Origin of the sequence: uncultured Porphyromonas sp. (assembly GCF_905372525.1) — a bacterium.
Classification (GTDB): Bacteria; Bacteroidota; Bacteroidia; order Bacteroidales; family Porphyromonadaceae; genus Porphyromonas.
In genome coordinates this window covers 46,859-60,536 of the sequence record NZ_CAJPPN010000004.1, presented here as the reverse complement: position 1 = coordinate 60,536, position 13,678 = coordinate 46,859, and the positions used below count along the sequence as shown (strand labels likewise).

10 protein-coding genes are annotated in these 13,678 nt (G+C 57.6%); 5 read left to right on the top strand and 5 right to left on the bottom strand.

What is annotated here, in order from left to right:
* Window positions 1-50: 50 nt before the first annotated feature.
* A complete protein-coding gene (locus QZ170_RS01790; RefSeq protein WP_297176273.1) occupies window positions 51-638 on the top strand; it encodes a hypothetical protein in 588 nt (195 codons plus the stop codon).
* Window positions 639-1,042: 404 nt separating this feature from the next.
* Window positions 1,043-3,424, top strand: coding sequence for a TonB-dependent receptor (locus tag QZ170_RS01785; protein ID WP_297176271.1), 2,382 nt, complete (start codon window positions 1,043-1,045; stop codon window positions 3,422-3,424).
* 187 nt (window positions 3,425-3,611) lie between these two features.
* Here the strand turns inward: QZ170_RS01785 and nhaD are convergent, their stop codons facing one another.
* Genes nhaD through QZ170_RS01765 form a run of 4 tightly spaced genes read right to left on the bottom strand, consistent with a single transcriptional unit; the run spans window position 3,612 to window position 7,984 of the window.
* The gene (nhaD, locus tag QZ170_RS01780; RefSeq protein WP_297176270.1) at window positions 3,612-5,000 is read right to left on the bottom strand and encodes a sodium:proton antiporter NhaD; all 1,389 of its coding nucleotides are present in this window, start codon (window positions 4,998-5,000) and stop codon (window positions 3,612-3,614) included.
* 29 nt (window positions 5,001-5,029) lie between these two features.
* Complete coding sequence (locus QZ170_RS01775) at window positions 5,030-6,283, bottom strand: phosphatase PAP2 family protein (RefSeq protein ID WP_297176268.1); 1,254 nt, start codon at window positions 6,281-6,283, stop codon at window positions 5,030-5,032.
* 7 nt (window positions 6,284-6,290) lie between these two features.
* A complete protein-coding gene (locus tag QZ170_RS01770) occupies window positions 6,291-6,923 on the bottom strand; it encodes an ATP-binding cassette domain-containing protein (protein ID WP_297176266.1) in 633 nt (210 codons plus the stop codon).
* Window positions 6,920-7,984, bottom strand: coding sequence for a zinc ABC transporter substrate-binding protein (locus QZ170_RS01765; RefSeq protein WP_297176264.1), 1,065 nt, complete (start codon window positions 7,982-7,984; stop codon window positions 6,920-6,922). Before QZ170_RS01765 ends, QZ170_RS01770 begins: the two co-directional genes overlap by 4 nt.
* An 885-nt stretch (window positions 7,985-8,869) precedes the next feature.
* On the opposite strand from QZ170_RS01765, the gene QZ170_RS01760 reads away from it, so the two are divergent.
* The 3 genes from QZ170_RS01760 (at window position 8,870) to QZ170_RS01750 (ending at window position 12,199) form a co-directional block, all read left to right on the top strand.
* Window positions 8,870-9,763: a leucine-rich repeat domain-containing protein gene (locus QZ170_RS01760; protein ID WP_297176262.1), complete on the top strand. Its 894-nt coding sequence runs from the start codon at window positions 8,870-8,872 to the stop codon at window positions 9,761-9,763.
* A gap of 111 nt (window positions 9,764-9,874) precedes the next feature.
* Entirely contained in the window at window positions 9,875-10,837 is a 963-nt protein-coding gene (locus tag QZ170_RS01755; RefSeq protein ID WP_297176260.1) for a leucine-rich repeat domain-containing protein, read from the top strand.
* Between the two features lie 3 nt (window positions 10,838-10,840).
* A complete protein-coding gene (locus QZ170_RS01750) occupies window positions 10,841-12,199 on the top strand; it encodes a hypothetical protein (RefSeq protein ID WP_297176297.1) in 1,359 nt (452 codons plus the stop codon).
* 130 nt (window positions 12,200-12,329) lie between these two features.
* Here QZ170_RS01750 and QZ170_RS01745 read toward each other — a convergent pair whose 3' ends face one another.
* On the bottom strand, window positions 12,330-13,079 hold the full coding sequence (locus QZ170_RS01745) for an NERD domain-containing protein (protein WP_297176259.1): 750 nt from the start codon (window positions 13,077-13,079) through the stop codon (window positions 12,330-12,332).
* Window positions 13,080-13,678: the final 599 nt, after the last annotated feature.

The following is a 13,678-nucleotide window of genomic DNA, read 5'->3' as shown; positions in this document are numbered from 1 at the left end:
GCCACAATGGGATAGCCTTCCAAACTACCGACTCATACAGCGTTTACTCTATGCGACGATTAGCAAAGTGGTCTATCGGAATAGGCTCATTCATCGGGTGTCTTATCGCCCTCCTTGCGCTACTGCTCTGCACGGGTGTCATCCGTGTCTATGGCTTGACGACGGGGTATAACCAACTCCCCAAAGAGCTGCAGGCACGTGTCGTCTTCTCCCAAGGCCGTTTGACGGACGTGGATAAAGCTCTAGCCCAAGTTCGACAGCAGAGGTCGGTGCTCCTCGTTAATGGGCATGAGCTACGGGAAGCAATCGCACGAAAGGGGCGCAAATGGCTCGTCTATATCTACCAGGAGGGCTGTAGCTCACCTTCCTGCCCTACGCTCTCATCAGTCACACATTATGCCGAGCAGTTGGGGGCACGTCCGCTCTTTGTCGCCGTGGACTTGCGTTCGGAGCTATTCCTCCATCCAGAGCCGATCCTCAGCATTGACTTCCGCTACTATAATACTAGGTGGTGCGCTACCTTCCAAGATAAGTTCCTCGCAGACCTCACCCAGTCCAAGGACGATGAGTATTACAACATCCTCCTCTTTGAAGACGGACAACTCGTGAAGAAGCCTTGTCTACAGCGTCCCTCCTAAGCAGACTCCATAGCTCCTAATGGAGGGTAGAGGGCAGTACTCTCCTCTCTATCCTAATGATAAGACAATCCCTTCCCCCTTGGGCTCGGCATTGAGCCTAGGGGGAGGGGGTTGTCGTTGTTGGGCTCGGCTTGGTCATGGCGTATTGGGGTCGATTTGAGGGCGATAGGCAATGTGTGTGGGGGGAGAGATGTGAATATAGTTGTACCTTTATACACTAAGCTATAGTATAGTCACTGGTCTCCCTCACATATAGGTAACGATGCGAGAGGAGCAGCAGGTAGGTACAGCTTGGACGCTCGATAGGCTATGGGTGTAGTGCGCCCATCTATAGCCCTCCCAATAGTAGGCCTCGGTATGCTCTGTGAGTGTCTGCAGGTCGTGTGCATAAATTGAAAAATGAAATGATAAGGTTATACTACGCCTTGCTGGCTCTAGTGCTCTCCACAACGACACTCTTCGCACAGCAAGGAACAATCAAAGGACAGGTATATAGTGCGACAAGTCATGATCCCCTAGAGTTTGCCACAGTGCGAATCCAAGGTACAACCCAAGGAGCGACCACTGATTCGCTGGGTCGCTTCACTATCCCTAGCGTTCAGCCAGGCTTCGTCCGCCTCGTGGTGAATATGCTCGGGTACGAGACGACGATTTCCTCGGAAGTTCACGTCCTCGGTAACCAAACGAGCTTTATTGACATCGCCTTAAACGAGACCTCAACGAGCCTAGCCGAGGTACTTATCCGTCCCAATAGACTCCTCAAGCGAGCCGAGAGTCCACTCTCTATCCAGACACTCGGCCTCAAGCAGATCGAGAAGAGTGCAGGAGCCAATAGAGATGTCTCGAAGCTCGTGCAGACACTGCCTGGTGTCGGGGCTACAGACCCTAATCGCAATGACCTGATCGTGCGTGGTGGGGGGCCTTCGGAGAATGTCTTTTACCTAGATGGTATCGAGATCCCCGTGATCAATCACTTCGCTACACAGGGTGCCTCGGGGGGAGGCATGGGGATGATTAACCCGGACTTTGTCCGAGAGATCAACTTCTATACGGGTGCTTTCCCTGCAAGTCGAACCAATGCGCTAAGCTCCGTGATGGAGATCAAGCAGCGAGACGGTGACACAGACCGCATGCACGTCAAGGCGTCGGTTGGTGCCTCCGATGCCGCTCTCACCATAGAGGGGCCACTGGGGCGCAAGTCGTCGATCATCGTGTCGGCTCGTCAGTCCTACCTGCAGTGGCTCTTCAAGGCCATTAAGCTACCCTTCCTCCCGACCTACAACGACTTCCAGCTCAAGTATAAGTATCGCTTCGATCCGCACAACGAACTATCTATCCTGGCTATTGGGGCGATCGACAATATGCGACTAAACAGCCAGCTCCAGACCACGGGTACAGAGGTACAGCGGTATATCCTGAGCTATCTCCCCGAGTACAAGCAGTGGAACTACACAATCGGTGCCGTCTACAAGCACTATGGCAGAGGGCATGTAGATAGCTGGATGCTTAGCCGCAATATGCTACGCAATGGTGGTGTGAAGTATCAAGGTAACGACCCCGCTCAGGGCAAGCTCTCGGAGTATCAGTCTGATGAGACGGAGAACAAGCTACGCTACGAGCGTATGTACACGAGCCTCCCCTTCAAGCTCAGCTTCGGGGCTGGCCTCCGCTACGCCGACTATAGCAACGATGCCGAGAGGCTCATATACCAGTCGGGGCGTATCGTGCCCGTCTCGTATGATGCCCGTGTCAAGCTCTTCGCCTACTCAGCCTTTGCTCAGGCATCGGACGAATACCTAAACCAGAGGCTCAAGCTCTCGCTCGGGGTCAATCTCGTGGGCAATACACTCAACTCCACAATGAGCAACCCCCTCCCCCAGCTATCACCACGCTTCTCGGCTTCGTTTGCCCTAACGGATGATATCGACCTAAATGCGAACCTCGGACGCTACGCCATGCAACCCTCCTACACGACCATGGGCTACCGAGCCTCGGACGGGAGCTATGTGAACAAGGAGCGTCTATGCTACATCATGTCGAACCAAGCCGTGCTCGGGGCTGAGTACCACCCAGGCGACTACCTTCGCTTCTCGGCCGAGGGATTCTACAAGGCCTACAGTGGCTACCCGATCTCTCAGCGAGAGGGGGTGAGCCTAGCCAGTAAGGGTACGGACTACGGGCAGGTAGGGGATGAAGCCGTTCTGTCTAAGGGGCTAGGTCGAGCCTATGGTGTGGAGGTCGTAGCCCGCTTGATGCCTTGGCACCAGCTCTCTGCGACGGCTACCTATACCATGTTTAGGAGCGAGTTTACTGACCTAGCTGGCATCTATCGCCCTTCGTCATGGGATACGAGGCAGATGCTCAACCTCCTAGTGAGCTATCGTCTGGGTAAGAGCTGGTTCCTCTCGGCACGCTGGCGCTACATCGGTGGAGCACCCTATACCCCGATTGATATGGAGCTATCGACAAATAAAGACGCTTGGGCTGTCACACATCGTGCCTATCCGGACTACGAACGCTTCAATACGCTGAGACTGCCCGATAAGCACCAGCTCGACCTGCGCCTCGACAAGGAGTTCTACTTCAAGCACTGGATGCTCAACCTCTACGTCGATATACAGAATGCCTATCTGAGCCGCTCGGTCAGTGCCCCTATCTATACCAACCTCGATACTGCGGGTCGTGTTATGGATGACCCCACCGATCCCCAGCGACATCAGCTACGGAAGCTAGACTACTACAGCAAGCTCGTACTCCCGACTCTGGGGCTGATCGTCAAGCTTTAGTAGCCCGATGCTCTGGCTCTTCGGCGAGCAGCCCCCTCCTTCCCTTTTGTTTGTTTCTCGGTGCTAAACATCTCCTTAGAATTCCCTCCCCCCCCCACACGACATACGCCCTGGGGCACCTTAGCTAGGTGCTCCAGGGCGTATGCTGTAGGGAGCTTTTTGCCCCTTAGGGTGGCGTGAGCCCCCTTTAGAAGATGAGTGACTGTAGCTGGAAGACGAGGGCGCCAGCGAGGTAGCCCGCTAGGGCGAGCAGGCTAAACCGCTTGAGGTAGTAGCCGAAGCTGATATTCTCCAACCCCATCACCGTCACCCCTGTGGCCGAACCGATGATCAGTAGGCTACCCCCCGTCACCGCACAGTAGGCGAGGAAGACCCAGAAGGAGCCGTTGAGCATAAACGGCGAGAGGGCGCCACTAGCATCCATGGGAAACATCCCCAGTACCGCTGCCACCAGAGCTACGTTGTCTAGCACGGAGGATAGTGCCCCCGTCAGCAGAGCTAGGATACCCGTGCTAGGGATGAGCTCCGAGACCTTGCCCGAGGCGGCGAGCAGTTGCCCACCCTCGATCAGTGCCGCTACCGACATCAGGATCCCGAGGAAGTAGAAGATGGTGGTTAGGTCGGCGTTGTTCAGCTGCTGCGTCATCCGTAGGGTCGTGGCCTCACGCAGACGCTTCTTGTGCGCCGAGAACATGATCTCGGTGTAGATCCATACCAAGACTAGCCCGAAGATCACCCCCATGAAGGCGGGTACGTCGAAGAACGTCTGCCAGATAGGTACCAGCATCAGCGATAGGATCCCCAAGAGGAAGACCGTCACACGAGCCCTCAGAGGCAGGATATCGTACAGCTCATCCTCGGGCACATCGGGGAGCTGGCGGAGCTTGACGTCTTTCTTGAAGAGGAGGAAGTGCGCCAGGAGCGTCGAGACCACGAGGCTAACTAGAGCGGGGATGATGAGGTGAAAGATCTGATAGTAAGGTGTGATCCGTCCGCTATTCCACAGCAGCAGGGTCGTGACATCCCCGATCGGTGACCACGAGCCCCCAGCGTTACAAGCGATGACACACATACAGGCGTACTTCATCCGGTCGGTCGTGTCAGGCACGAGCTTGCGCAGGACGGCGATGATGACGATCGAGGCGGCGAGGTTGTCCAAGAAGGCCGAGAAGAAGAACGAGGCCAGAGCGACACGCCACAGCAGGTGACGCTTGTTCGTCGTGGCCACGATCCGAGCGACAGACTTGAAGCCCCCGTAGCTATCGATCGTGCTGACGAGGATCATCGAGCATAGGACGAAGAAGAGGGTACCGGACACATCTCCTAGGTGCTCGTTGAGCTTGAACGAGAGGTAGTCCGACACACCATGCTCTCCTGTCATGAGCTGGGCGTGCCTGAGGTACTCTCTGAAGCCCTCCGTCCCCGAGGCAATACTTGTATTGATCAGGAGGATGGCCCAGAGCAGGACACTGGTCAGTAGGGCGGTCGCCGTCTTATTGACCTTGATCTGCTCCTCGAATGCGATCCCGAGGATCCCCAAGACGAAGATCACGGGCATTAAGTAATACCAAAACATAGCAATAAATGAATGTTAGTAAGACCTCGCTAGAAATGTACCTCTAGGGAGGTGGCTATATGATAGGTGATGCCCCTGAGACGGGTTGCATCACTTCCCAAAGGCTTTAGTTCGATCCCCGAGGGGACGTAGTCCACCCCACAGGGCACTCGTAGGCCAAGGTGGCGGGTAAACCGCCAGTGGGGGGTGACCTCCAGCCCCATTCCTAGGGCTAAGCGGGGGACAGAGACCGAGGCGAGCTCCGTGGGGTGTAGTACTCGCCCCGTCTGCAGACCGCTGAGCGAGCCCCGTGCCGTGACGTTCACCCCGAGGTCATACCATAGGGCGAAGCTATGCCCCACACCTAGGCTGAGGCGTAGGGCTCGAGTCTCTGCACTGGGCTCTACGGCTACCTGGGCCCTACGATAGATATGCTCTAGGGTGAGCTGAGCCTCGGCCTGTAGGTAGAGTGGCCACCCTGTGGGGGTATGCTCCACCCCGAGCCCAAGGACTCGGCTCGCCGAGTACCACTCCGACCGCTGACCCGTGTAGCGGGTACTTGCCCCGATGGGTAGGTAGAGGAGCGTCCTCGTGGGGTAGGCAGCCACCGTGTCTCTCTGCCGACGGCTTCGTCCGAAGAGCCTGTCCGAAGCCCAGTAGCCGATATGTGCCGATAGGATCCCCAGTCCAGCCCCCGTGAGGACGTCGCCGACCCAGTGGCGGTTATTCAGGAGTCGTCCGACCCCGGTAGCCGAGGCCACGGCATAGCCGATGGGACGTATCCAGGGGTAGCGCTCCCCGTACTCGATACTGAGGAGCTCGGCAGAGGTAAAGGCCATCGCCGTATGCCCCGAGGGGAAGGAGTTGCGCGAAGACCCATCTGGGCGCTCTACACGAGCCGTGTACTTGATCGCCGAGGTGATCGCTAGCATCGAGAGTGAGGCCAGTGCGTCGGCGGTGACCATCTGCAGTGGGGACTCGGTCACCCCACGTACCCCTACGAGGCGAAGGCCCAGCTGTCCCGCCAAGGGGGCAAACTGCAGGTAGTCGTCGTAGTGGTGACGGAAGCGAGGGTAGTAGGCGAAGCGGAGCTCGCGCACGTACCTATTGTTTAGCGTCTGTAGGAGACCCGCCGAGATGATGGGTAGGGACTTCACTACACCCCGTAGTAGGAGCCTGTCAGCCACCTGCCGCGTGCTGGGCACGGTGTCCGTCCCTAGGGGCTGGGCACGGAGCCCCTGACCTAGGGTGGGGAGCAGGATCAGCAGAGAGAGGAGGAGTAGTCGGGTTCGGGTCTTCGTCATACGCAGATTAGTCTTGGCCTAGCTGGAGTTCCTTCCATTCGCCCGCTGCCCCCGAGGTCATATCGTGGGTGACGACGAGTAGGGTAGCCTCCTGGGGGACGAGCTCCTCTAGGAGCCTCTGGAAGCTCTGCTTGTAGGCTCGGTCTAGGAAGCTCAGGGGTTCATCGAGGATCAGGAGCTCGGGCTGGGAGGCAAGTGCTCGTGCCAGCAGGGTGCGCTGGAGCTGTCCTCCGCTGAGCCGTCCGATGGGTTGGTCGAGGTACTCCTCCACGCCGACAGCCTCTGCGAGTGCCCGCTGTTCCCGACGACGGGTCTCGGCATCCCGCATCCCCTGAGGGAGCCCCGAGTCGATGACCTCCCAGACACGTATGGGGAAGTGTCGGTCGATCTGGTTGATCTGCGGGAGGTAGCTCGTCACGAGGGCATTCGTCTCCCGTCCCGCAGCGTCGAAGTAGCTTAGTCGCCCTCCACGTAGGGGGATCAGTCGTAGGAGGGTGCGCATGAGGGTCGTCTTCCCGCATCCGTTCGGGCCGGTGATGGCCCAGTGTTCGCCCCGCTGTATACTCCAGTTCAGGTGCTCTAGCACGAGGGTGTCGGCATAGCCAATGCGAGCATCCTCTAGTCGTAGGATCGTACTCATCGGCTCTCTCGCGTGGGGTTCGTGGGGAGACCTTCGCCTAGGGCTGCTGGGCTCTGGGTAGAGGATGGTGTCGCTCCCTGCGTCGTCCCTTGGGTAGTGGACTGGACTGTCTCCGGTGTGCCCCCTTGGGGTGTGGACTGTGTAGCCCCGGAGAGCGCACGGGCTATCCGAAGGAGCTCCCCTCGCCAATCTCCATCTAGGGGATTGATCTCATAGGTCTGAGCCCCCAGCTCGGAGGCAATGCTGTGTACGAGCTTGCTCTCAAACTCCTTTTGCACAAAGACCACCCGTACCCCTGCTGCCCGTGCACGACGGATGACCTGCTCGAGGTGAGTGGGCGAGGGCTCCTTGCCGTCCTCCTCTAGGACGAGTTGCTCTAGCGACCATTCGCTGGCGAACTCCGAGAGGGAGGGGTGATAGATCACGAAGCTCCGGGAGGGTAGGCTCTGGAGCTGTGTCCTCAGTGCTCCCTCTAGGCTATCGAGTCCTCGGCCTAGTCGTGTCGCCCCCTCCACATACTGGGCTCGGTGCGTGCTGTCCACAGCGGAGAGTCCGGAGAGGATCGACTGGGTCATCGCCCTAAGGCCCCTGAGGCTCGTCCAGTAGTGTGGGTCGTGCACGAGCCCATCGTGGCTGTGCCCATGGGGCGCCGAGGCGAGCTCGCCGTCTAAGCGTAGGAGGGGGAGCTCGGGCTGTAGGGTGTGGATTCGATCGATCCAACTACGCTCGAAGCCGAGGTCTCCGATATAGAAGTAGCCCTTACTCTCCGAGAGGGCTTGTATATCCCGGGGGGTAGGCTCGTAGTTCTCGGGGTTATTACCCTTGGGGAGGAGTGTGGTGACGGAGACGAGGTCGCCCCCGATCTCCTGAATGAGCGAGGCTGCAGGGGCGATGGTCGTCGTGATAGCCACCCGTCCGTCTGCTCGTCGCTGCTCTCGGCATGCGCTCAGGACGAGGCTGACGAGGCACAGCAGGAGTAGTCCTGTGCCAGCCCTTCTCAGACGACCGAGTAGGGTAGGGTGCATGGGGGACTCTGTATAATATGTATATGGCTTGCTCATTGTTTGTCGCTTTGCATCCCATGCTGCTCCCGCTCCGAGGTGAGTATGGAGCGCAAGGAGTAGGGCAAGATGCAACTGCAAAAATAACTCAACTACCCCAAATGACCCTCCTCCCCCGCCCAGAGCTCTTCCCCGAGGGGCTCGGGCTAGCCCTTCAGCCCGTCTAGCCGATGAACCCTCGGGGGCTAGCGACGGGAGTGAGGGGCTGGTAGGGAGGTGGAGTAGGGTTGGCCACCTTTAACCCTTGGGAGGACTAGCGATGGGAGCGAGGGGCTGGTAGTGTGGTGGAGTAGGGTTGGCCACCTTTAGCCCTCGGGAGGACTAGCGATGGGAGCGAGGGGCAGACAAGGGCGGAGCAGAGCGGGGGCGGTGGCCTTAGCCGTCAGGGGGGCTCCGAACGGCTTCTGTGAGGGGCTTCCCAAGAGGGGTGAGATGACTATACTTAGAGCGCCTTTGCGCTCCTATAATGATCGCTTCCATCACCTATGTAAGGTGATGGGGACGCTCTTACCGAGAGCGCAAGTGCGCTCTCGGTAAGAGCGTTGAGGCTCTCTCGGTAGCATTGATACAGAGGATGTTAGGAGTGGGGTCAAGAAGCCTCGTCTAGCCCACCAGAGGAGCTACCGCCCACACGATGATCCTCGTCTGCCCGCCTCTACCTACTATTATGTATTTTCCTCCGTTATTCTCTCGCCCTAGAGGGCTATTCGTACGTGTAGAGTAGGGGCAATAAGCTGTTAGTTAGGGACTTCGTGCGCTATCCCTACAAATGTGTAGGTGCGAGGGGAGGGGTGTCCTAGTCCCCGAATGGCTCTATCTTTGCGACGATTTTAGGGTGATGTCACCCTGTCCTTTACCCAACTGTAATTCTAAGTTATAAGCAAGATGAGACTTCAGAGAATAGTTGTCCTTGGCTGCCTCGCAGTCGCTGGGATACTCGTGACCTCCTGCGCCAAGGAGACTCCTCAACCCAAGCCTACCCCAGAGAAACCACCTGTTGTCAAGCCCGAGACTCCCAAGGTGCCCGGCGAAGCCCGTGTCGCTGTCCCCACTCCGGGTGGACTAGAGGCCGCCCTCAAGGGTGAAGACCTGGCGAAGCTCACCAAACTCGTCGTCCTCTCTGGGACTCTGAACCAGGCAGACCTCGACTTCGTGACCAAGAGCCTCAAGATAACGGAGATCGACCTCCGTGACGCTGCCCTCAGCCTCGGGAGCGAGGACAAGGGCTTCTACAATAATAGCTCACTTCGCAAGATCACCGTCCCAACGAGCCTCGAGCGGACGGAGAAGAATTGGCTCTCCAATACCCTCGCCGAGGAGATCATCCTCCCCGAGGGCAAGCTCAAGTACTTCGGCGGGGCGACCTACAACGAGAAGCTCAAGAGCATCGTCCTGCCCAGCTCGGTCGAGGAGCTCGGCGGGGAAGCCTTCGCAGGGAGCAACTATGAGAGCATCACCCTGCCGACGAACCTTAAGGTGATCCCCGTGGGAGCCTTCAAGGGCTGTCGTCGCCTAGTCAAGCTCACGATCCCAGCGAGTGTCAAGGAGATCAAGGACAATGTCTTCGCTGGATGTGCCAAGCTCAAGGAAATCGTCTTCCTCTGCCCCGCCCCGAAGTTCACCGCCAACGAGCTAGATGAAAATGCCTTCGAGGGCTACGACTTCACGTCTCTAGAGCCTAAGATCACCGTACCTAAGGGGACGAAGGCCGACTACCTCAAGGCTCTAGGCTGGGGACCTAAGGCTCGGAGTGCTAAGTGGTTCGTCGAGGCCGAATAAGAGACGAGCATTACCTATCCACGATCCTCGCACAGCCCTCCTCTCTAGCCTCCGTGATAGAAGAGGGGGCTGTGCGGTCATCATCTATTATCCTCACTCAGATATACCACTATGAACTACAAGAAGCTAATCGCCCTCTGTAGCATGGCGATCCTAGTTGGCTCGACGATCCTTGCCTGTAGCAAGACTGAGCCAAAGCCCAAGAAGGAAGAGAATACTAATGGCCATTCGGGCGCCACGAAGAAGCCTAATAATCCGGCTAACCCCACCGACCCTAACCCCAAGGAAGTCCTCCCTGCCCTACGTGAGGGTGAGGTACGGGTCGCTGTCCCCCAGGCTGGGGGACTAGAGGCTGCACTCAAGGGGAAGGACCTATCGAAGATCCGTATCCTGCTCCTCACCTCTGGAGCGATCAATCAGGACGACTGTGACTTCATCCGTTACAGCCTGCAGAAGCTCGAGGAGGTAGACCTGAGCCGTGTCGCCCTCGGGATAACCGACGATGAGTACGGGCTCAAGGACAATAAGAGCCTGAAGAAGATCATTGCCCCGGCGACGCTGAGACGTATCCCCACGGGGTGGTTCAGCTACACCCGTGCCGAGGAGATCGTCTTCCCTGGGGACAAGCTCCGCATCTTCGGTGGGGCGCTCTTCAATGAGCGGGTCAAGAAGATTATCCTCCCCGAGTCGGTGGAGGAGATCCTACCTGAGGCCTTCTGGAACAACAAGAAGATGGAGACCATCAACCTCCCCAGCAAGATCAAGGTCATCCCTGCCCGTTGCTTCTACTTCTGCCAGAGCCTGCGTACCATCGAGATCCCCGCTGGGGTGACGGAGCTACAGACTCAGGCCTTCGACCAATGTGCCCAGCTGGAGCGTATCACCTTCCTCGGGGACGCACCCGCCCTACAGCGGGGGAGCAAGGGGCAGCTCCTCGATCCCTTTGGCTCGGTCGTGTGGGAGCAGGCTGGGGTACGCAAGTGCGTCATCCGTGTAGGCAAGGGCAAGACGAAGAGCTTCCTGGAGAAGTGGCAGTGGTCAGCCGACAAGGCTAGTCGCTTCGAGGAGCAATAGGTGATGCGTCCTACCATGCATAGCTATGCCACCAGAGGCGGGAGCCGAGTCAGCCACTCGGCTCTCGCCCTCTCTCTCCTCGCCCTCACCCTCGTCGGGTGCCGTCAGGCTACACCTAGCCCCGAGCCCTCCACTGTAGGGGATGAGGCACTTGTCAGCTACCTACGTCAGCAGATAGACGTCGTGAGTCCTCAGGATGCCCCTAGGGCTAGCTATCAGGACTACGTGCCTAGCTCGGACTATGAGGCTCAGCGGGTGCACCTGTGGTCGCTCTGGCGGCGAGCCAATGAGGAGCGACTCGGCGAGAGCGACTGGGCACTCAATGCCCCTCGTGCACTCGTCTGGGAGCTTCCGGGAGGGGAGAGGATGCAGCTCCACCTCTTCGCCAAGGGGACTAAGCCCGAGGGGGGATACCCCTTCTTCATCAACCTGCACGGCGGAGGACGTTACCCCAATGAGCCAGGCCCCTGGACCTCGGAGATCAACGAGCAGGAGTGGTACACCCTCATGTCCTTCACCGATAGCTACCCCAATCGTCCAGCTCTGTACTTCGTCCCCCGTATGGCGGACGATCGCAAGGGACGGTGGCACTACGCTCCGCAGCGTGCAGCCTTCCGCCGAGCCTATCAGGTGGCTGTGCTCCGAGGGGATGCCGACCCCGATAGAGTCTATCTCACGGGTATATCCGAGGGGGGATATGGAGCCTTTCGCCTAGCTCTCTATATGCCCGACTACTTCGCTGCCATTGGTCCCTTGGCTGCGGCTATTGAACACCTTGACCTAGCAGAGAACCTGCGCAATGTAGCCCTGCGCTTCGACGTCGGTGCACGTGACTACGAGTATGATCGTAGCCTCAACGCTAGGGACTGGCGGGACAAGCTCGATGAGCTAGCGAAGGCGAACCCCGGAGACTTCATCCACGAGAGCAATATCATCCCTGACCACGGGCATACGATCCCCTATCTGACGATGACTCCATGGCTGGCTCAGCACAAGCGACGCACCTACCCCAAGCACATCAGCTATACCTACTACAATATAGATGATGGCTTCTCCGATGGTGTCTATTATCTGGGCTTCGGTAAGGTGAAGCACAGTGGGGATGCCCGTCTACACCTAGATGTGCAGCATGAGGGCAATACCTTCGAGGTCAAGAGCAAGCTCCTCCACGGGACAGCACAGGGTACACTGACGCTCTATATCGACGAAGTGGACTTCACTAAGCCCGTAGTGGTTCGGCATAATGGACGGGAGGTATTCTCTGGTATCTTGAAGCCCAGCAAGGGGGTGATGGCGGAGGCCATAGCCCGCTTCGGTGACCCCAAGAGAGTCTTTCCCGCCAAGGTCAATATCCCACTCTAAGGCGAGGTCACTACGATCCCGCTCTCGCACACAAGTAGCCCCGATGGCATCCCAAGGACGCCATCGGGGCTACATGTATGAGCTCCAGCGTGTATAAGTCTTCGCTGGCAACTCTTGCGCCGTAGTGAGATCAGTGCCCCGAGTCGGAGGCAGTGAAGCGACAGCGTGGGTAGTTGCTACAGCCCAGGAAGGAGCTATATGGCCCTTGGCGGACGAGCAGTTGCCCTCCACATCTCGGGCAAATACGGCTCTCGATCAGTCGCTGTCGCTCCTGCACCCTTGCCCGAACGTATAGGATATGTCGCTTCGCTGCTTTCGACCCTCGGACATCACTGGTGTGGATAAGGTCCCTAAATGAGGCCACTTCTTCGGTCGTTAGCCTTTCCGTTGAGTGGCTCAAGATGAATTCCCGTAGCTGGCTCAGGTACACCACACGTTCATCCATATACCCCTTTAGCTCAGCCCTATCGAGGAAGACCACGATCTGAACGAACCGATTGAGAGGTATCCCTAGTAGCTCCTGTAGTGCTCTGGTATGGGCATAGTTCTGTCTGACTGGGTTGCGCAGGGGAAACTTCGTCCCGTATATATTTTGTGTCCAGTACTCAGCATGCCTTTTCCCATAGATCCAGCCCTTGTAGTTCTTCGTCTCGATGACGAAGATGCCGTAGGGAGACACGACGACGTGGTCGATCTGTGTGGATCTGCCACTGTCTCGGAGGAGTACGTTATCAAACGGGAAGTAGCCATCAGGGAGGGTAGATAGGACAGAGGAGACACGCTTCTCGCCGATCCGCCCCTTGATCTTTGCTTCATTCCATTTAAGGAAAAGCGATAGTAGGAGCAGGACGAGAGTAAGAGGTAGAAATAGCGACATCATCTGCGTTCGTATTCTATTTGTTCGTAGGGGAGGATAGGGGGCTCTCCGTTAAGTAGGGGCGGGAGACTGCGGGCTGATACCTCCTTTGGGTATTGCTTGAGCTTATATTCTGTTTGTTATTGGCTTTACAGAGAGCAGAGTCCGAGCCCCATTCCTGTGAATTCGCTCTTTGGTGAGACCTACGAGGGTACGCTTTGTACAGCGAGGGGGGCTTGGGGCTGTGTCTGTCCGTGGCTGGGGATGGGAGGAGTCAGCTTCATATAGGCGGGATGTTGTACGCAAATGTACGACTGATCACCGAGGTATAAAAGACCAAGGGAAAGGTATGCCGTGTGACAGCTTCAGTCAAGGTACGAAGTCCCTACGGCGTCCTCTCTGAATGCCGTAGGGACTTTCCGTTTTAACGCAACATCCGCACAAGCACTTGTGTCCACTCCATCCTAGCCTGCAAGGTCGGAGGTAGTGGGCTAATAGGGGGCTCAGTCTTCCCCCTGCCAGTGTGGCATAATATCACAAGTAGGGGCGCAGTGAGCCCCCAAGTGGGGGGCTATCATAGGGCTGACGCATGATCTCTCTCGCACACTCCAGCCTTTGGATCT

Bases quoted from the DNA above. Each gene is read 5' to 3' on its own strand.
- QZ170_RS01790 (WP_297176273.1), top strand. From the start codon at position 51: ATGCGACGATTAGCAAAGTGGTCTATCGGAATAGGCTCATTCATCGGG.
- QZ170_RS01785 (WP_297176271.1), top strand. From the start codon at position 1,043: ATGATAAGGTTATACTACGCCTTGCTGGCTCTAGTGCTCTCCACAACG.
- nhaD (WP_297176270.1), bottom strand. From the start codon at position 5,000: ATGTTTTGGTATTACTTAATGCCCGTGATCTTCGTCTTGGGGATCCTC.
- QZ170_RS01775 (WP_297176268.1), bottom strand. From the start codon at position 6,283: ATGACGAAGACCCGAACCCGACTACTCCTCCTCTCTCTGCTGATCCTG.
- QZ170_RS01770 (WP_297176266.1), bottom strand. From the start codon at position 6,923: ATGAGTACGATCCTACGACTAGAGGATGCTCGCATTGGCTATGCCGAC.
- QZ170_RS01765 (WP_297176264.1), bottom strand. From the start codon at position 7,984: ATGAGCAAGCCATATACATATTATACAGAGTCCCCCATGCACCCTACC.
- QZ170_RS01760 (WP_297176262.1), top strand. From the start codon at position 8,870: ATGAGACTTCAGAGAATAGTTGTCCTTGGCTGCCTCGCAGTCGCTGGG.
- QZ170_RS01755 (WP_297176260.1), top strand. From the start codon at position 9,875: ATGAACTACAAGAAGCTAATCGCCCTCTGTAGCATGGCGATCCTAGTT.
- QZ170_RS01750 (WP_297176297.1), top strand. From the start codon at position 10,841: ATGCGTCCTACCATGCATAGCTATGCCACCAGAGGCGGGAGCCGAGTC.
- QZ170_RS01745 (WP_297176259.1), bottom strand. From the start codon at position 13,079: ATGATGTCGCTATTTCTACCTCTTACTCTCGTCCTGCTCCTACTATCG.